This is a genomic window from Photobacterium sp. BZF1 (assembly GCF_014349205.1).
Lineage (GTDB): Bacteria > Pseudomonadota > Gammaproteobacteria > Enterobacterales > Vibrionaceae > Photobacterium.
In genome coordinates this window covers 59,314-77,189 of sequence record NZ_JACSOF010000004.1, presented here as the reverse complement: position 1 = coordinate 77,189, position 17,876 = coordinate 59,314, and the positions used below count along the sequence as shown (strand labels likewise).

The following is a 17,876-nucleotide window of genomic DNA, read 5'->3' as shown; positions in this document are numbered from 1 at the left end:
TCTCTTAAGAGAATTGGTTGCGGGGGCCGGATTTGAACCGACGACCTTCGGGTTATGAGCCCGACGAGCTACCAAGCTGCTCCACCCCGCGTCCGTATTATATTGAAAGGCAAACCAAACTAAGAATTGCCTTTCGAGGCTGCGCATTATACGAGGAAATGAGACGGATGCAATAGTTCTCAAAAAAAATTTGATCTTTCCTATCCAACCGTCTATTTCCTCATCAGATTTTCATGATCTGCTCACGATAATAGCGCAGCTCGGCGATCGAGTCGTGAATATCATCAAGCGCTAAGTGACTGCCCTTCTTGCTAAAACCATCTAATACTTCTGGCTTCCAACGGCGGGTCAACTCTTTGAGGGTGCTGACATCCAAATAGCGATAATGGAAGTATTGCTCTAGCTCTGGCATATGCTTGTAAAGGAAGCGGCGATCCTGGCCAATACTGTTACCGCAAATTGGTGACGCCCCTTTTGGCACCCATTGCTCAAGGAAAGCGATGGTTTGGCGCACCGCATCTTCTTCGCTGATACGGCTCTGACGGATCCGCTCGACTAACCCACTGTTGGTATGGGTGGTTGTGCACCATTCATCCATCTTAGCCAGTTCGGCCTCAGGCTGGTGAATTGCCAGCACAGGTCCTTCTGCGAGGACATTGAGCTGTGCGTCGGTCACAATTGTCGCAATTTCAATGATTTTATGGGCTTCGGGATCCAACCCAGTCATTTCTAAGTCGATCCAAATTAGGTTCTGATCGCTGATCATCATCGGATATTGCCTATTCTATGAGTAAACCATGTATGATAATACCAAACTAGCGTCATTGCCGAGGCTGCTACTGCAGGTTTTTCGGCAGATGACACATCGGTATTTTACCGTAAGCCTACTTAACTGAACGATATTCTTGTGGCAAAAAAGAAAAAGCTTACTAAAGGTCAGAGCCGCCGCGTGCGCTCTAACCAAAACAAACGACTGAAACGCGAAAAAGATGATGTCCAGTGGGATGAAACCCTGCTGGAGTCAGCCCGTGAAGGCTTGGTGATCACCCGTTTCGGCCAACATGCCGATATCGAGGATCCAGAGACTGGGATCATCCACCGCTGCAACCTACGCCGGAGTATCCAAAGCCTAGTATCCGGTGACCGTGTAGTCTGGCGACCTGGCGTCGAAACCCTGCAGGGCATCGCAGGCGTAGTTGAAGCCGTCCATGAGCGTGAGTCGATGCTGACCCGCCCCGACTACTATGACGGTGTCAAAGCGGTCGCAGCCAACGTTAACCAAATCATCATTGTCTCTGCCGTTCTGCCCGAGTTATCACTCAATATCATTGACCGCTACCTGATCGCCGCAGAAACCGTGGGGATCCCGCCACTGATCGTGCTCAATAAAGTCGATCTACTCGAAGCCGAAGATCGCAAGCAGGTCGAAGAGACCCTTGCTCTCTATCAAGAGATTGGCTACGAAGTGCGTTTAGTTAGCTCAGAGACCGGTGAAGGGCTTGATGGCCTGCGAGAAGATCTTAAAGGTCATATCAGCATTTTTGCCGGGCAATCCGGTGTCGGTAAATCCAGCCTAGTTAACTCCTTGATGCCAGAAGTCGATGCTGAAGTGGGCGATGTGTCGGAAAACTCAGGCCTTGGCCAGCATACAACGACCGCAGCACGTCTGTACCACTTCCCTGACGGGGGTGATTTGATCGACTCACCGGGAGTCCGTGAGTTTGGCCTGTGGCACCTCGAACCGGAACAGGTCACCGAAGCATTTGTCGAGTTCCGTGATTACCTCGGCGGTTGTAAGTTCCGCGACTGCAAGCACGGCAATGATCCAGGCTGCATCATCCGTGAAGCCGTCGAAGAGGGTAAGATCCACCAGGCCCGTTACGACAGTTACCACAAGATCATCGACAGTATGTCGGAGAATGTCGCCAACCGGCAGTTCTCTCGCAACAAGCCCGATTGATGACTGGCGGCTCCCTTTTCGTGGGGCCGTAACCACGACAGCAAGTAACTGACTTTAGCCAACAAGTTAGGTATTATTATCAGCCGACGTTATAATTACGTAACTATCTTGTTGAAAAACTCACTGTTTCTGGACGATACCGTGCACGACAATTTCAAAATCGGCTTGCAGTACTGCGCGCCAAAGCAAACCCTTACCCAGTTAGCAGGCAAGCTTGCCTCCATGAAGGCTGGCAAGTTAACGACTGCAGTTATCCGCTGGTTTATCCGCCAGTACGGCATTGATATGAATGAGGCTCGTAATCCAGATCCAGCGGCTTACGCGACCTTCAATGATTTCTTTGTTCGTGAACTCAAAGACGGCGCCCGCCCAATCAATGACGATGCGGCGATTATCAGCCACCCAGCCGACGCCTGCGTCAGCCAACTAGGCCCGATCACTGGCGGCGAACTGATCCAGGCCAAAGGCCACACCTATGAAGCGGTTGAATTACTTGGTGGTGACCAAGCGCTAGCAGACGAGTTCCAAGACGGTCACTTTGCCACGCTGTACTTGTCGCCAAAAGATTACCACCGCGTCCATATGCCATGCGACGGTACGCTTCGCCATATGGTCTATGTGCCGGGCGAGTTGTTCTCGGTGAACCCGCTGACAGCGAAAAACGTCCCTAACCTTTTTGCACGCAACGAGCGTGTGGTATGCATCTTCGATACCGAGTTTGGCCCGATGGCACAGGTTCTCGTCGGTGCTACCATTGTCGGCAGCATTGAAACCGTGTGGGCCGGCACTATCACACCTCCACGCAGCCCACAGATCCACCGCTGGAATTACCCAGCCGAGGGCGAGCAGGCCATCATTCTGAAGAAAGGGGATGAGATGGGCCGATTCAAACTGGGGTCAACGGTGATCAACCTGTTCCCGAAGGATGCCATCGCGTTTGTAGACGGCTTGGAGCCGGGCGTGCCGACCAAGATGGGTAGCGCTTATGCGCAACGCATGCAGGGCAATGCTTCAGAAGCTTAAACAGTTAACATTTTTGAACAAAAAGGGGCCTTTTAGGCCCTTTTTTTATGAAAAAAATTGACCATATCGAGGAAAATATCAACATCCAAATAGTATGCTGGGGTCAGTCAATAATATAAGCAAACCAACATACTATGAAAAAAGTACCTTTATCCCAGCTAGTTAAGCTGCTGGTCGCATTCGGGATCCCGCTCGGGATACTGATGTTGCCTATCGATGCGATTCCGATTGCGGAGTTAACCGTTTCCCAACATCGCCTACTCGCTATTTTCGCCCTTGCGGCCCTACTCTGGGTCTTAGAACCGGTTCCGGTTTTCGCCACCTCTATCCTGATCATAACCTCACAGCTGATCATGATCTCCGACAGTGGGCTCCATACCTTCCGTACCCCACCAGCCGGGCACGAGATGGGAGAAGTGCTCAAGTACACCGATATCCTTGGCTCGTTCTCATCGCCAATTATTATCCTTTTCATGGGGGGGTTCGCGCTGGCGATTGCTGCCTCCAAGTATGAATTGGACAACAACCTGGCGCGGGTGTTGCTAAAACCCTTCGGTACCCAGCCGAAATACATAATGCTTGGCCTGATGCTGATCACCGCAGTCTTCTCGATGTTCATGTCAAACACCGCCACTACCGTGATGATGCTGGCCTTGCTGACCCCTATCGTGGCCTCCGTGCCGAAAGGTGATATCGGTATCAAAGCCTTAGTACTGTGTATCCCAATCGCGGCCAATACCGGTGGTATTGCCACACCTATCGGCACCCCACCCAATGCCATCGCCCTGCAATACCTAACGGGCGAAAATGCCATTAGCTTCCTTGGCTGGATGATGATCGGCCTGCCGTTTGTGATCCTGCAACTAGCCTTTGCCTGGTGGTTGCTGCAAAAGATGTTCCCATCAACCCAAACCCACATGCAACTTGAGCTCAATGGCCAATTCCAGAAAAGCTGGCAGGCCATTGTGGTGTACGTGACATTCGGCCTAACCATCCTATTGTGGATGACCAGTTCGCTGCACGGCATGAATGTGTACGTCGTCTCAATTATCCCGCTGGCCGTGTTCACCCTGACAGGGATCATGGGCAAAGACGAAATCAAGCTGATCAACTGGGAGGTCCTGTGGTTGGTTGCCGGTGGTATTGCCATCGGTTTGGCGTTGGATAAAACCGGTTTGGCCCGCGCACTTGCTCACGCTGTGGACTACGATGCCCTATCACCGATTGCAGTTGTACTGACGCTATCTATCATCTGTTGGCTAATGGCAAACTTCATGTCCAACACCGCAACGGCTAACCTGTTGATACCTATCGCTGCTGCGGTTGCGGCATCCATGGAGAGCTTGGCCGCACTGGGCGGACTGCAAGGCGTATTGGTCGTCGTGGCCTTCTCGGCCTCGCTTGGTATGATCCTACCGGTATCGACACCGCCTAACTCCCTAGCCTATTCAACAGGGCTTATCGAAAGTAAAGACATGGCCAAAACCGGCCTGATCATCGGTGTGGTCGGTCTTGCTGTCGTCTATCTGGGCGCGATGCTATTAACTTGATAAAAAAACCTCAATGAAAATGTGAAGGCGGCATATACCGCCTTCACACAACCTGATTCTTTCAATGCCCTTCCAGCATAACTCTGTTAACCCGATCACGTTATTTATATGAATTATCTATGATGATCATTCACCTCCGCCAAGGGTATGACTGTACCTTGGGTAACCATCGCTCGATCAACACACCGGAACTGCCTCATATATAAAAACCAACATCAGGCAGCCAAGAGAGATAACAATGAAGCTAACGATCAAACACAAAATACAGCTGGCGATTGCTGTAATCATCGCCACGGTCAGTGCCGTACAGGCCTGGATTTCCATTTCCCAGCTCCGGCAAGAAACCACAACAGCCATCAACAACCAGATGCGAGATATTGCCCAAGGCACCAGCAGCAATATCAGTGACTGGCTCGCCATCCGCAGCGACATGATGCTGGCCAACGAAAGCTTGATAGCCAATCAGGATAATGTCGACCGCGAACTATTGCTGACTAAGCGTGCCGGGCAGTTCCTGTCGGTCTACGCTGGGTTCAATGACGGTACCATTGCCTATGGCGACAAAACTGAGGATTGGCCAGAGGGGTATGACCCGCGCACCCGCCCTTGGTACCAAGATGCTATGCGCCAGAATGGCCTTATCCTGACCGAGCCCTACGAGGATTTCGACGGCAGTATGGTTGTCAGCTTTGCCAAGGCTTTCCAGGGTAAACACCGTGGTGTGCTTGCAGCAGACTTAACGATTACCGATATCATCAACCAGGTCCTCAACCTGCAACTGGACAACAATGGGTTTGCCTTCTTGGTTGATGGCAGCAACAACATCGTTGCCTACCGCGATGAGTCGCTAAGCCAACAACCGCTAAGCCAACTCGATAGCGAATTAACCCCGCAACTCTTACAGCGTCTGGTTGCCAACCCAACTATCCACACTTTCCATCTCGATAGCGACGGCAACGACAAGTTGATCTATGCCACCCCAATCGCTGGCACAGATTGGACCCTGGCCCTGGTGGAAGACAAGGACTTGGCCTTTGCCTCTATCGGCGAGCAAATCACCTTTGTCCTGCTAGCCTCTGTCGGCCTCTATATTGTGATTTCGGCGATCGCGACCCTTATTATCAACAATCTGCTTCGCCCGCTAACTCGCCTCAACGAATCGGTTGCCCAGTTGGCCGAAGGTCAGGGTGACCTGACCCAGCGAATTGATATTGAGAGAATGGATGAAATTGGCGTCTTGGCTGATAACATGAACCGTTTCCTCGGCCAACTACAGAGCATGATAAAAGGCGTAGTAACCCAGTCCGATCGCCTTGGTGAGCAGGCAGAGCTGTCGGCTCAGCAGACGGTACAAGCCAACCAGAAGGTGAATGAGCAGCAGAACGATATTAACCAGATTGCCACTGCTATCCATGAAATGTCCGCCACCTCTGCCGAAGTCGCCAGCCATGCCGAAATGACGGCAGCAGCGGCACAAGCTTCCACCAGCTCCTGTGAGCAAGGACAGGGAGTGATCACCCAAAACCGCAATGCAATTACTTCACTGGCAACACAAGTTCAAGATGCCGCTAACGTGATCCACGAATTGGAGAGCAACGCCCAGAACATCAACCAGATCCTGTCGACTATCCAGGGCATTGCAGAGCAGACCAATCTGTTAGCGCTCAACGCTGCTATCGAGGCAGCCCGTGCGGGTGAGCAAGGGCGTGGTTTTGCCGTTGTTGCCGATGAAGTCAGGGTACTGAGCCAGCGCACCCATGATTCAACCGAGGAAATCCGGGCGATGATCGAGACCCTACAGCAAAATACCCGCCAGGCCGTCGACAGTATGCAGGCCAGCACCAACCTTGCCGGTGAGAGTGTCGGTTTTGCCGAAGCCGCCAGTGATAGCCTGAGCCAAATTACCAAGGCCATCAGCGAAATATCGGATATGGCTACTCAAATCGCCAGCGCCGCCGAAGAGCAGCGTGCCGTCAGCGAAGACATCAGCCGCAACACCCAGGCTATCAAAGATGTCTCCGATCACCTCTCGGTCCAAACCGATGCGGTAACCGATAGTGCCAAGGAAATGCACGCCACGGCTGCCAGTATGTGCCGTGATGTCTCGCGCTTCAAAGTGTGACCGTACTGATACCTAAATCCCAAACCGCCCTTCCATGGGCGGTTTTTTTAGCTCTATTCTGAAAACTATTCACAAAATCAATAACTAGGTTTTCATTAACCACCGATGTTTTTCTCCATTTCCAGATATGGCTGCCATTTCCGGTACAGACTGCTCCGCAGCCATGCCCCAACCACTACACTAAAAAGGTTGGCTAGTTGCATAAAACAATAAAGAGAGGAACAACTGTGAAATTACAATCATTCAAAGTGCTGCTGGTTGCGATGGCCGTTGCATCAGCAACCAGCATTCAGGCAGCAGAGTGGAGTTACGAGGGCGAAAATGGCGCCGATAACTGGGGCAAACACTTTGCCACCTGCGGTGAGGGCGTTAACCAGACCCCAATCGATATCAAAGGTACGGTCAAAGCCGAACTTAGCCCACTGCAAATCGATTATCAGGGTAAGGTCCGAGAGGTGATCAATAACGGTCATACCGTGCAAGCCAATGTCGAGGGTAAAAACCAGCTGATCATCGATGGTGATACGTTCGAGCTCCAGCAGTTCCACTTCCATACTCCGTCGGAAAACTATATTGGCGGCAAACAATTCCCACTTGAAGTCCATTTTGTCCATGCCAATGCAGACGGCCAGCTAGCGGTTATCGCCGCCATGTTCAAAACCGGGCCGAGGGGTAACGAAGCCTTCAATACCCTATTGGCGAAAGTGCCGGAAAAAGACCAAATCCAACCTCTGCAGGATGACCTAAACCCTGCCGACCTGCTGCCGAGGGAGCGGGAGTACTTCCGGTTCAATGGCTCGCTGACGACCCCACCATGCAGCGAAGGGGTGCGCTGGTTCGTGATGCGCGAGGCCCAGGCCGGTACCGAGCAGCAAATTGACAGCCTACACCAAGTCATGGGCGACAATGCCCGTCCGCTGCAACCCCTTAATGCAAGGGTGGTACTAGAGTAAATGGTTTGGCTGTCCTAATAACCCCCAGTCCGGCGCTTGAATTAAGCGCCGGCTTTTTCCCGTCATCTTTTCCTCCAGCGAAAAACTTGGCCGACAAACACCTTGCCTCCGGTCACAACTATCCCGCAAGATACCCAGCACCAATAAGGATATCGTGTCACTAGTTAAGGATAAGCATGAACTACGAATGGCTGGCTCTGGCAGCTGCATTTCTCTGGGCGGTCAGCAGCCTGATTTCCGTCACCCCTTCACGCCATTTGGGTGCCTTTGCCTATAGCCGCTGGCGGATGGCCTGTGTCACTGTGATGCTATCAAGTATGGCTTGGCTTAATGGCGGCTGGGCAAGCATGCAGTGGGACTATGCCAGCGTAATGATGCTCTCCGGGGTGATCGGCATTTTTATCGGTGATACCGCCCTGTTTGCCTGCTTCAACCGCATCGGCCCCCGTCGCGGTGGCCTGCTTTTTGCCTGCCATGCGGTGTTTTCGGCGTTGCTAGGGATGTGGCTGTTTGGAGAAATTCTGCAAGGCTGGAAGCTACTGGGCAGTATCGCTGTCTTTGCCGGGGTTGCAGTCGCCATTTCTTTCGGCCAACGCCGAGGCAATGAACGGCAACAACATTGGGAAGGTAACCATGGCTCACTGGCATTTGCCATTCTGCTCGGACTGACAGCCGCACTGTGCCAGTCGCTTGGGGCCATTATCGCCAAACCCGTCATGCAAACCGCAGTCGATCCCATTGCCGCCTCTGCAGTCAGGATGGCCAGTGCCTTTGCCGCCCACTCCATTCTGCGCCTGAGCGGTGTGCCGCTTGCCAAGCCATTGCAGCCAATCAACCTACGTATCTTGCTGCAGGTTGCCCTCAACGGGCTACTCGCGATGGCTATCGGTATGACCCTGATCCTCTATGCACTGCGTGATGGGGATGTCGGTATGGTTGCCCTGCTTTCCTCGACCTCACCGATCATGATCCTGCCGCTGCTTTGGCTACATACGCGGCAACGCCCACCCGCCGCAGCCTGGTTCGGTGCCATTATCGCCGTGTTGGGCACCATGCTGATACTGACAAACTAATTACAAGTGATAATTATTTGCATCTGAGGCGTGATTTGATTATGCTTTGACCTGTTTGGTCAAGGCGCCTTGGAATCCTACCCTGCGACAACACCAGACCAAGAGAGATACGATAACACTAACAATACTGGCTGTTCCCCCAGCTTTTGGCCGCGGCAGTAATACCCTCCTGCCACCAGATGTATGAACGGTTTCTGGCTTCAGAAACAAAAAGCGCGGCATTTTGCCGCGCGGTTCATTGGTCTGCCGCTCACTAGGCGGAGAAGCTTTGTTCAAGCCTTCTCGATCAACTATCAAGCTATCGAGATCGGAAACGCACTGACTTGATCGATATGATCCACACCCAATGACAACATGATCAAACGATCCACCCCCAAGGCCACACCGGCACAATCCGGGAACCCAGCGCGCAACGCCGCAACCAAATACATGTCGATAGGCTGTGGCTCCAACCCCATTTCAAGACGTTTGCGGTTATCGGCCTCAAAGCGGGACAACTGCTCGTCACCATCGGACAGCTCATGGAAACCATTGGCCAACTCAATCCCTTTGAAATACACCTCGAAGCGCTCGGCAACCCGGTTATCCTTAGGGTTGATCTTGGCCAGCGCAGCTTGAGACGCCGGGAAGTCAAAGACAAAAGCCGGGGTTTGCTGACCGATTTTCGGCTCGACACCGACACTGAATAACAGTTGTAGCAAGGTATCGCGATCCTGCTCAGGCTCGGCGATGTCTGCCAGCCCCAACCCAGCAGCGGCAACCTTCAAATCAGCCATACTCCCTTCCAGTGGGCACACTCCGAGTACATCCACAAAGGCTTGCTGGTAGGTCATCCGCTCGGCTTGGCCGAATTTCAATACTTGTTGCAGCAGATCATCCATCTCGTCCATCAGGGCGTGGTGATCAAAACCCGGGCGGTACCATTCCAACATCGTAAATTCCGGGTTGTGGAAACGGCCCGACTCTTCATTGCGGAATGATTTGCAGATCTGGTAGATAGGCCCACTGCCAGCAGCGAGCAAACGCTTCATATGGAATTCAGGGCTGGTCATCAAATAGAGTTGCTGGCCATCGGCATACCCCGGCCCGACAAAGGTCGTCTGGAAAGTGTGGAGGTGGATATCCGTTACCGTGGCCTGGCTCATCGCTGGGGTATCAACTTCCATCACCTCGCGCTGGGCAAAAAAGTCACGGATCGTAGCAAGGGTTGCTGCACGCTGCCTAAGGCGGTTGATAGGTGCCGTGGGTTGCCAATGGGTAGTCATAGCCTGGGTTCTTCAACAAAGTTAGGGTGGATTGAAGCGCTATTTTACCCCAATACCCGTCCACCCGAAGTACAAATCATCACCAATATCCTGCTAATCCAGACGCATTTATTTAAGGGGGGAATAATTATGAAATATTATGAAAAATTATGATCAACAACCAACCAAGCCGTTCGCAAAACAAACACCAACAATAAATATAAAGTTAACAAACAAATCACAAGGGTCGCATTACTACAACATTGACCAAGAGAGCACTCATTTGCTTACGAGATAAATCCCGCTTTATTAGCCACTTAGCAATAAATGACGAAACACACTTTTAATGAGCCAGAAACAAATCACACATTTTATTTCGATTAATTAACAACCATAAAACATTACAAATTGTGACAATACTCACATTTCCTGTAATCACCTTATACTTTTGGGCTATTTCGTTTAAAAAGCCGCGTCTAAATCAAATTTTCTATCGATATTGTTTCATAGAATGCCCCTAGGATTTCAAGGTTAAGTACGCTCAGGCGTACTTTTTTAAATTTTATCGTCTTACCTCCGGAGGATAGCTGTGAAAACAATTACCACAGATATCGCTGTAATCGGCGCAGGTGGTGCAGGTCTTCGTACTGCCATCGCTGCTGCAGAAGCAAACCCAGACTTGGAAATTGCTCTTATTTCTAAAGTTTACCCAATGCGCTCTCACACTGTAGCTGCAGAGGGTGGCTCCGCTGCCGTCATCAAGGATGAGGATAGCTTGGACAACCACTTCAACGACACCGTTGGCGGTGGTGACTGGCTATGTGAACAGGACGTTGTTGAATATTTCGTAGAAAACGCAACCCGCGAGATGACCCAGCTAGAGCAATGGGGCTGTCCGTGGAGCCGTAAAGAAAATGGTGACGTGAACGTACGCCGCTTCGGTGGTATGAAGGTTGAGCGCACATGGTTTGCCGCGGATAAAACCGGCTTCCACATGCTGCACACCCTGTTCCAGACGTCTATCAAATACGATCAAATCAAGCGTTTCGACGAATACTTTGTTGTAGACCTACTTGTTGAAGAAGGTGAAGTGCAGGGTCTTGTGGCTATCCACATGGCCGAAGGTGAGTTGATCTGCATTAAAGCGAAGTCTGTTGTTCTTGCAACAGGTGGTGCTGGCCGCGTTTACAACTGTAACACCAACGGCGGTATCGTAACTGGTGACGGCATGGCTATGGCCTTCCGCCACGGTGTACCTCTGCGTGACATGGAGTTCGTTCAGTACCACCCAACTGGCCTACCAGGTACAGGTATCCTGATGACCGAAGGTTGTCGTGGTGAGGGCGGTATCATCGTCAACAAGAACGGCTACCGTTACCTACAAGACTACGGCATGGGCCCAGAAACACCAGTTGGCCAGCCGAAGAACAAATACATGGAACTAGGTCCTCGTGACAAGGTTTCTCAGGCATTCTGGCACGAGCAGCAGAAAGGCAACACCATCAAGCACCCACTGGGTGACGTGGTACACCTTGACCTTCGCCACCTAGGTGAAGAGTACCTGCATGAGCGTCTTCCGTTCATCTGTGAGCTATCAAAAGCTTACGTTAACGTTGACCCAGCCAAAGAGCCGATCCCAATCCGCCCAACCGTTCACTACACCATGGGTGGTATCGAGACTGACAAGCACAACGAAACACGCATCAAGGGCCTATTCGCCGTTGGTGAATGTTCATCTGTTGGCCTGCACGGTGCTAACCGTCTAGGTTCTAACTCCCTTGCTGAGCTTGTGGTATTCGGTCGCCTAGCGGGTGAAGGTGCGGCAAAACGCGCTGAAGAATTCAAAGGCTGGAACGAAGCGGCTATCACAGCACAGGTTCAAGCAGTTCAAGACCGTATTGATGCCCTAATGGCTCAAGAAGGTGACGAGAACTGGGCTGACATCCGTACTGAAATGGGTCACTCCATGGAAGCAGGTTGTGGTATCTACCGCCAAGAAGACCTGATGCAGGCGACTATCGACAAGCTGGCCGAACTACGCGCTCGCTTCAAGAACATCAGCATCAAAGACAAAGGCAAGGTATTCAACACTGACTTGCTATACGCAATCGAAGTGGGTTACGGCCTAGAAGTTGCTGAAGCGATGGCTCACTCAGCTATCCAGCGTAAAGAGTCTCGTGGTGCACACCAGCGTCTTGACGATGGCTGCACAGAGCGTGACGACGTGAACTTCCTGAAACACACACTGGCGTTCTTCAACGGTGACGACGCACCTCGTATCGAGTACAGCGACGTAACAATCACCAAGTCTCAGCCAAAAGCCCGTCTATACGGTGCAGCGGCAGAAGAAGCGGCAGCGAAAGAAGCAGCCGAAGCGGCAGAGAAGAAAGGGGAGCAGGCGTAATGTCAGACAATCGCATCCAAAAAGTAGAAATTCTGCGTTATGACCCAGCGAAAGACGCAGAACCATACTTCGAAATGTTCGAAGTACCGTTCAACGAAACCATGTCTGTGCTTGATGCACTAGGTTACATCAAGGACAACCTAGACAAAGATCTGGCTTACCGCTGGTCTTGCCGTATGGCAATCTGTGGTTCTTGCGGCATGATGGTCAACAAGGTGCCAAAACTGGCCTGTAAGACCTTCCTACGTGACTACCCGAACGGTCTGAAAATCGAAGCGCTGTCAAACTTCGCTATCGAGAAAGACCTTGTCGTTGACATGACGCCGTTCATCGAGCGCCTGGAAGCTATCAAGCCATACATCATCGGCAACGATCGCAAGCCTGAAGATGGTCCAAACAACCAGACGCCAGAGCAAATGGCGAAGTACAAGCAGTTTGCAGGTTGTATCAACTGTGGCCTTTGCTACGCAGCATGTCCTCAGTTCGGTCTGAACCCTGAGTTCATCGGCCCTGCAGCACTTACCCTGGCACACCGCTACAACCTAGACAGCCGTGACAACGGTTCTGATGAGCGTATGAAGCTGATCAACGGTGAAAACGGTGCATGGGGCTGTACGTTTGTTGGCTACTGTTCTGAAGTTTGTCCGAAGAGCGTAGATCCAGCAGCAGCGGTTAACCAAGGCAAAGTGGAATCTTCTAAAGATTTCGTTATCGCCATGATGAAACCTCAGGAGGCATAAGGATGAGCAATCGTAAACCTTACGTTCGCGAAATGAAGCGCACTTGGTGGAAGGATCATCCTTTCTACCGCTTCTACATGGTTCGTGAAGCAACTGTACTACCACTGATCTTCTTCACTATCTGCCTGACTTTCGGTCTTGGTAGCCTAGTGAAGGGCCCTGAAGCTTGGGCTGGCTGGCTTGAGTTCATGGCGAACCCAGTCGTTGTTGTACTGAACGTACTTGCACTGGCGGGTAGCCTGTTCCACGCACAGACTTTCTTCAGCATGATGCCTCAGGTTATGCCTATCAAACTGAAAGGCAAAACACTGGACAAGAAAGTTGTTGTTCTATCTCAGTGGGCTGCGGTTGCTGCAATTTCACTGTTCGTACTAGTTCTAGTTTAAGGAGAGCCACGTGGTTAATCTAAATCCTAAACGTTCTGACGAACCAGTATGGTGGGGTCTGTTCGGTGCTGGCGGTACTTGGTTTGCAATGCTGACACCTGTGACTGTACTGGTACTGGGTATCATGGTCCCACTGGGTATCCTAGACGCTGACGCAATGAGCTACGAGCGCGTTTCTGGCTTCGTAACCAGCTTCATCGGTGCACTATTTACTATCGCGACACTGGCTCTGCCAATGTGGCACGCGATGCACCGTCTGCACCACGGTATGCACGACCTGAAATTCCACACTGGTGTGGCAGGTAAAGTAGCATGCTACGCAGCGGCATTCCTTGTGTCTGCCCTAGCTGTGATTTTCGTGTTCATGATCTAATCGTGATTCGAAACGAAAAAAGCACCGCCTGGGCGGTGCTTTTTTTATGCCTGATAATCCCAGTGCTAGGGTAACAAGCATAAAAAAAGGTCGCCTCGGCGACCTTTTTTACAACCGGAAGCAGATTACTTCACACGGCCAACGTATTCCGCTGAACGGGTATCAACCTTGATCACTTCACCGATAGCGATGAATAGAGGTACACGTACAACCGCACCTGTTGATAGGGTTGCTGGCTTACCGCCTGTACCCTGAGTATCGCCTTTCAGGCCAGGATCAGTTTCAGTCACTTCAAGCTCAACGAAGTTTGGTGGCGTTACTGCGATTGGGTTACCGTTCCACAGTGTTAGCGTACAAGTGTTGTTCTCTACCAACCACTTCGCGTTCTCGCCTACCGCTTTTGCGTCTGCAGCAATTTGCTCGAACGTTTCATTGTTCATGAAGTGGTAGAACTCACCGTCGTTGTATAGGTAATCAAGATCAGTATCGATTACGTCTGCAGCTTCAACGCTTTCACCAGACTTGAAAGTCTTCTCCAGTACCTTGCCTGAAAGCAGCTTGCGGATCTTAACGCGGTTGAACGCCTGGCCTTTGCCTGGCTTAACAAATTCGTTTTCGATAATGACACATGGTTCATTATCTAGCATAATTTTCATTCCGCCGCGGAATTCATTGGTGCTGAAAGACGCCATTTTTATCCTCTTAACATCTTCGAGTTGTATTTAATGCCGCACATAATAACCCGAAACGCCTCATCTGTTGAGCAAAACTGGCTGAATGATCTTGCTAATGCGATATCTGATCCGATTCAACTGCTAAATAACCTGAAAATCGATCCCGCCCCGTGGGCAGAAGGCTTGGCGGCCCGGAAATTATTTGCGCTGCGTGTCCCTATGAGCTTTGTCGATAGAATGGAAGTTGGCAACCCCAATGACCCGCTATTGCGCCAGGTATTACCGCTGGCTGAAGAGTTCGAGGTTCATCCTGGCTACTCGCAGGACCCACTCGAAGAGCAAGACAACACTATTCCCGGCTTGCTCCACAAGTACAAAAACCGGGCACTGATGATTGTCAAAGGCGGCTGTGCGGTCAACTGCCGCTACTGTTTCCGCCGTCATTTTCCGTATCAGGATAACCAGGGTGGAAAACGCAACTGGCAAGCCGCACTGGATTATATGGCGACCCAGCCGGACATCAACGAAATCATCCTGTCCGGCGGCGATCCGCTGATGGCCAAAGACAGCGAAATGGCCTGGCTAATCGATGCCATCGCAGCCATTCCACATATCAAGCGGTTGCGCATCCACTCCCGCCTGCCAGTGGTGCTACCATCCCGCATCACCCCGGAACTATGCCAAATGCTGGCCCAGAGCCGCCTTCAGGCCGTGTTGGTCACCCATATCAACCACGCCAACGAGATTAATGCAGAGCTTATACAGGCGATGCAGGCGCTAAAACAGGCCGGTGTCACCTTGCTCAACCAAGGGGTGCTGCTCAAAGGTGTCAACGATTCAGTAGACACCCTGACCCAGCTCAGTGAAGCGCTGTTCGATGCAGGTATCCTGCCCTACTATCTCCACGTATTGGATAAGGTCCAGGGCGCGGCGCACTTTATGGTCGGCGACCACACTGCCCGCCAGTTGATGGCCGGTTTGATGGAAAATGTTTCCGGCTATATGGTGCCCAAACTCACCCGCGAAATCGGTGGCCGCCGCAGCAAAACCCCGCTGGATTTGCGTCTCGAGTAACCCTATTCCAACGACAGTGACTTATCCACCCTCTGCAGTGCAGGTTTGCACTGCAGTCGCCTCTGAAACTCCCCCCTCCAAATGTACAGCAATATAACAAATAGCCACCTTTTAGGTGCTCAAAGTCAACCTTCAAGCCGACACTTGCCACAAGTCATATAAGTGATTGTTTTTAATTGATTTATTACTGTGCAGCTTTTCAAGCTTTTTACCTAGTAAGCTCGCCACAGCTCAAAAGGTCATTTTTTTGGCCAAAATCTCCAACATGATCAGCAAATAATCTTGTGATCAGATAAAACCTGAACAAGTATTTAGCTCATCACAGTAAAAATAGATTTAAGGATATAACTAATTGATAATAAATAATTTAATATCACGTACAGCTTTTTTTGCTTTTTACCAAGCAAACCCAACACAACCAAAAATAACATAGCAGGCCAACTGGTAATGTATTGAGCAAATATTTTGATGGATGCGATTAAAAAAGATCATCGCCAAATCGCTCGCTTTTTAAACCAAGTAAGCGCATAGTCGCGCTCCAATCTGCTGGCGAGGAAGGCAGCCAAACTTCACGCCCTGCAGGCTATCCATCACCTTATTAATGAGTAACGCAATGAAAATTGGCATTCTCTCCCAGAACGAAAACCTGTACTCAACCCGCCGCCTGCGCGAAGCCATTGAGCAGCGCGGCCATGAAGCTGTGATCATCAACGCATTGCGTTGTTATATGAATATCAACTCGGTCAAGCCGTCGATTCACTTCGAAGGCCAAGATCTGACTGGCTTTGATGCCATTATTCCGCGTATTGGTGCGGATATTACTTTTTACGGCTGTTCGGTACTGCGCCAGTTCGAAATGATGGATGTGTTCTCGGTGAACCCATCGATTGCGATTTCGCGTTCTCGGGACAAGCTACGTTCGCTGCAGTTACTCAGCCGCAAAGGCGTCGGCATGCCAATTACCGGCTTTGCCAGCAAACCCGATGATGTGCCGGATCTGATCAAAATGGTCGGCGGTGCGCCGCTGGTGATCAAACTGCTGGAAGGCACCCAGGGTATTGGCGTGGTATTGGCCGAGACCCAAAAAGCCGCCGAGAGCGTGATTGAGGCCTTTATGGGGCTCAAAGCCAACATCATGGTGCAAGAATTCATTGAAGAAGCCGGTGGTGCCGATATCCGCTGCTTTGTTATCGGCGACAAAGTGATTGCCGCAATGAAACGCCAAGGCGCAGAAGGCGAGTTCCGCTCCAACCTGCACCGTGGTGGTAGTGCATCATTAATCCGTATTACGCCGGAAGAACGCAAGACTGCCGTCGCCGCCGCAAAAGCCATGGGGCTAAGCGTTGCCGGGGTTGATTTACTGCGCTCCAACCGCGGGCCATTGGTGATGGAAGTGAACTCCTCGCCAGGCTTGGAAGGCATTGAAGGGGCAACCGGCAAAGACATTGCCGGCATGATTGTGGAATACATAGAGAAAAATGCCGGTAAAAAAAGCCGCCGCAATTCTCACCAGTAATTCCCTCTTGCCTAGCGACATACATAGAACACCGATGAAAAGCAGCCCCCGGGCTGCTTTTTTCATCAACTTACATATCAATTACAGGAGCAGCAGCCATCATGTGGCTTGATATCACGCCCTTTGCCTGGCCAGCCCTTTTGCAATGTGCCATCTGCGGTACGGTGATTGGGGTCGAGCGCCAAATCAGGGGTAAACCGGTCGGGATCCGCACCTCGACCCTCATCATCATGGGGACCTACTTTTTCATTACCCTGGGTGAGACGCTATCAACAAACAACGCCGATATTTCGCGGGTCATGGCGCAAGTGATCACCGGTATCGGTTTTCTCGGCGCCGGCGTCATGATGACCAGGGACGGGCAAATCCATGGCGTTACCTCTGCAGCCGTTGTATGGATGCTGGCCGCCCTTGGGATCACCATTGGGCTGGGTTATGGCCAGACCGCTGTGATCATGACCGGTATCGTGGTGTCGATTTTGCTCGGTGTCGATAAGCTGGAAAATAGCCTACGAATCTTGCGTAAGGGGGTCCACGCCCACCTGAGCGACCGGCGTCAACTGAAGAAGGTCAAACGCCATCACCAAGAAAGAGGTGAAATGTCTGGTGCAGGGGAAAGTGCTGCGGAGTTCACAACTGCAGTGAGCGACTCCGTTTTAAAGGAAGCAGTACCAGAAAAAGCGCCTATGAAGCAGCAAAGTTAACAGCCCATCGACATGTACAGCAATGTGGATATAAAACTGCTTTTTGGTGAGCACTATGAGCACCTAGTTCAAAAACCTCC

The 17,876-nt window shown here is 51.3% G+C and carries 15 protein-coding genes, 1 tRNA gene and 1 pseudogene; 13 read left to right on the top strand and 4 right to left on the bottom strand.

Annotation, left to right across the window (positions count from 1 at the left end):
* Positions 1-14 precede the first annotated feature (14 nt).
* A tRNA-Met gene (locus BIZ37_RS01780) sits at positions 15-91 on the bottom strand.
* Positions 92-223: 132 nt separating this feature from the next.
* Entirely contained in the window at positions 224-769 is a 546-nt protein-coding gene (gene orn / locus BIZ37_RS01775; RefSeq protein ID WP_187460044.1) for an oligoribonuclease, read from the bottom strand.
* Positions 770-907: 138 nt separating this feature from the next.
* Between orn and rsgA the strand changes: the two genes are divergently transcribed.
* From rsgA to BIZ37_RS01745, 6 genes are all read left to right on the top strand, one after another.
* Positions 908-1,960: a small ribosomal subunit biogenesis GTPase RsgA gene (gene rsgA, locus BIZ37_RS01770; RefSeq protein WP_187460043.1), complete on the top strand. Its 1,053-nt coding sequence runs from the start codon at positions 908-910 to the stop codon at positions 1,958-1,960.
* 141 nt (positions 1,961-2,101) lie between these two features.
* Positions 2,102-2,983 (top strand): archaetidylserine decarboxylase, encoded by an 882-nt coding sequence (asd, locus tag BIZ37_RS01765; protein ID WP_187460042.1) that lies wholly within the window; start codon positions 2,102-2,104, stop codon positions 2,981-2,983.
* Positions 2,984-3,117: 134 nt separating this feature from the next.
* Positions 3,118-4,533 carry a DASS family sodium-coupled anion symporter gene (locus BIZ37_RS01760; protein WP_107301549.1) on the top strand — a complete coding sequence of 472 codons (1,416 nt, stop codon included), beginning with the start codon at positions 3,118-3,120 and terminating at the stop codon, positions 4,531-4,533.
* Positions 4,534-4,771: 238 nt separating this feature from the next.
* Positions 4,772-6,655, top strand: a complete 1,884-nt coding sequence (locus BIZ37_RS01755; RefSeq protein ID WP_187460041.1) for a methyl-accepting chemotaxis protein — start codon at positions 4,772-4,774, stop codon at positions 6,653-6,655.
* A 227-nt stretch (positions 6,656-6,882) separates the two neighbouring features.
* Positions 6,883-7,608: a carbonic anhydrase gene (locus tag BIZ37_RS01750; protein WP_370577286.1), complete on the top strand. Its 726-nt coding sequence runs from the start codon at positions 6,883-6,885 to the stop codon at positions 7,606-7,608.
* Between the two features lie 176 nt (positions 7,609-7,784).
* A complete protein-coding gene (locus tag BIZ37_RS01745) occupies positions 7,785-8,681 on the top strand; it encodes a DMT family transporter (protein WP_187460040.1) in 897 nt (298 codons plus the stop codon).
* A 293-nt stretch (positions 8,682-8,974) separates the two neighbouring features.
* Here the strand turns inward: BIZ37_RS01745 and epmA are convergent, their stop codons facing one another.
* Positions 8,975-9,946 (bottom strand): elongation factor P--(R)-beta-lysine ligase, encoded by a 972-nt coding sequence (gene epmA, locus BIZ37_RS01740; RefSeq protein ID WP_187460039.1) that lies wholly within the window; start codon positions 9,944-9,946, stop codon positions 8,975-8,977.
* A gap of 568 nt (positions 9,947-10,514) precedes the next feature.
* Here epmA and frdA point away from each other — a divergent pair.
* From frdA to frdD, 4 genes are read left to right on the top strand one after another with little or no spacing between them, the layout of a single operon-like run.
* Positions 10,515-12,329, top strand: a complete 1,815-nt coding sequence (gene frdA / locus BIZ37_RS01735; protein ID WP_107301445.1) for a fumarate reductase (quinol) flavoprotein subunit — start codon at positions 10,515-10,517, stop codon at positions 12,327-12,329.
* Positions 12,329-13,069 (top strand): succinate dehydrogenase/fumarate reductase iron-sulfur subunit, encoded by a 741-nt coding sequence (locus BIZ37_RS01730; protein ID WP_039458938.1) that lies wholly within the window; start codon positions 12,329-12,331, stop codon positions 13,067-13,069. The genes frdA and BIZ37_RS01730 overlap by 1 nt, the downstream gene beginning before the upstream one ends.
* A 2-nt stretch (positions 13,070-13,071) precedes the next feature.
* Positions 13,072-13,455 carry a fumarate reductase subunit FrdC gene (gene frdC / locus BIZ37_RS01725; protein WP_107301446.1) on the top strand — a complete coding sequence of 128 codons (384 nt, stop codon included), beginning with the start codon at positions 13,072-13,074 and terminating at the stop codon, positions 13,453-13,455.
* Positions 13,456-13,465: 10 nt separating this feature from the next.
* On the top strand, positions 13,466-13,828 hold the full coding sequence (gene frdD / locus BIZ37_RS01720) for a fumarate reductase subunit FrdD (RefSeq protein WP_107301447.1): 363 nt from the start codon (positions 13,466-13,468) through the stop codon (positions 13,826-13,828).
* A 125-nt stretch (positions 13,829-13,953) separates the two neighbouring features.
* On the opposite strand, the gene efp is transcribed toward frdD, so the two are convergent.
* Entirely contained in the window at positions 13,954-14,520 is a 567-nt protein-coding gene (gene efp / locus BIZ37_RS01715; protein ID WP_187460038.1) for an elongation factor P, read from the bottom strand.
* A gap of 33 nt (positions 14,521-14,553) precedes the next feature.
* On the opposite strand from efp, the gene epmB reads away from it, so the two are divergent.
* The 3 genes and pseudogenes from epmB to BIZ37_RS01700 all read left to right on the top strand — a co-directional run.
* Complete coding sequence (epmB, locus tag BIZ37_RS01710) at positions 14,554-15,576, top strand: EF-P beta-lysylation protein EpmB (protein ID WP_187460037.1); 1,023 nt, start codon at positions 14,554-14,556, stop codon at positions 15,574-15,576.
* A 613-nt stretch (positions 15,577-16,189) separates the two neighbouring features.
* Positions 16,190-17,092: a 30S ribosomal protein S6--L-glutamate ligase gene (gene rimK, locus BIZ37_RS01705; RefSeq protein ID WP_039459779.1), complete on the top strand. Its 903-nt coding sequence runs from the start codon at positions 16,190-16,192 to the stop codon at positions 17,090-17,092.
* A 101-nt stretch (positions 17,093-17,193) separates the two neighbouring features.
* Positions 17,194-17,667: pseudogene (locus BIZ37_RS01700) on the top strand (MgtC/SapB family protein); the annotation flags it as partial.
* Between the last annotated feature and the right edge of the window lie 209 nt (positions 17,668-17,876).

Bases quoted from the DNA above. Each gene is read 5' to 3' on its own strand.
- epmA (WP_187460039.1), bottom strand. From the start codon at position 9,946: ATGACTACCCATTGGCAACCCACGGCACCTATCAACCGCCTTAGGCAG.
- orn (WP_187460044.1), bottom strand. From the start codon at position 769: ATGATGATCAGCGATCAGAACCTAATTTGGATCGACTTAGAAATGACT.
- BIZ37_RS01745 (WP_187460040.1), top strand. From the start codon at position 7,785: ATGAACTACGAATGGCTGGCTCTGGCAGCTGCATTTCTCTGGGCGGTC.
- BIZ37_RS01755 (WP_187460041.1), top strand. From the start codon at position 4,772: ATGAAGCTAACGATCAAACACAAAATACAGCTGGCGATTGCTGTAATC.
- frdC (WP_107301446.1), top strand. From the start codon at position 13,072: ATGAGCAATCGTAAACCTTACGTTCGCGAAATGAAGCGCACTTGGTGG.
- epmB (WP_187460037.1), top strand. From the start codon at position 14,554: ATGCCGCACATAATAACCCGAAACGCCTCATCTGTTGAGCAAAACTGG.
- rimK (WP_039459779.1), top strand. From the start codon at position 16,190: ATGAAAATTGGCATTCTCTCCCAGAACGAAAACCTGTACTCAACCCGC.
- efp (WP_187460038.1), bottom strand. From the start codon at position 14,520: ATGGCGTCTTTCAGCACCAATGAATTCCGCGGCGGAATGAAAATTATG.
- BIZ37_RS01730 (WP_039458938.1), top strand. From the start codon at position 12,329: ATGTCAGACAATCGCATCCAAAAAGTAGAAATTCTGCGTTATGACCCA.
- BIZ37_RS01760 (WP_107301549.1), top strand. From the start codon at position 3,118: ATGAAAAAAGTACCTTTATCCCAGCTAGTTAAGCTGCTGGTCGCATTC.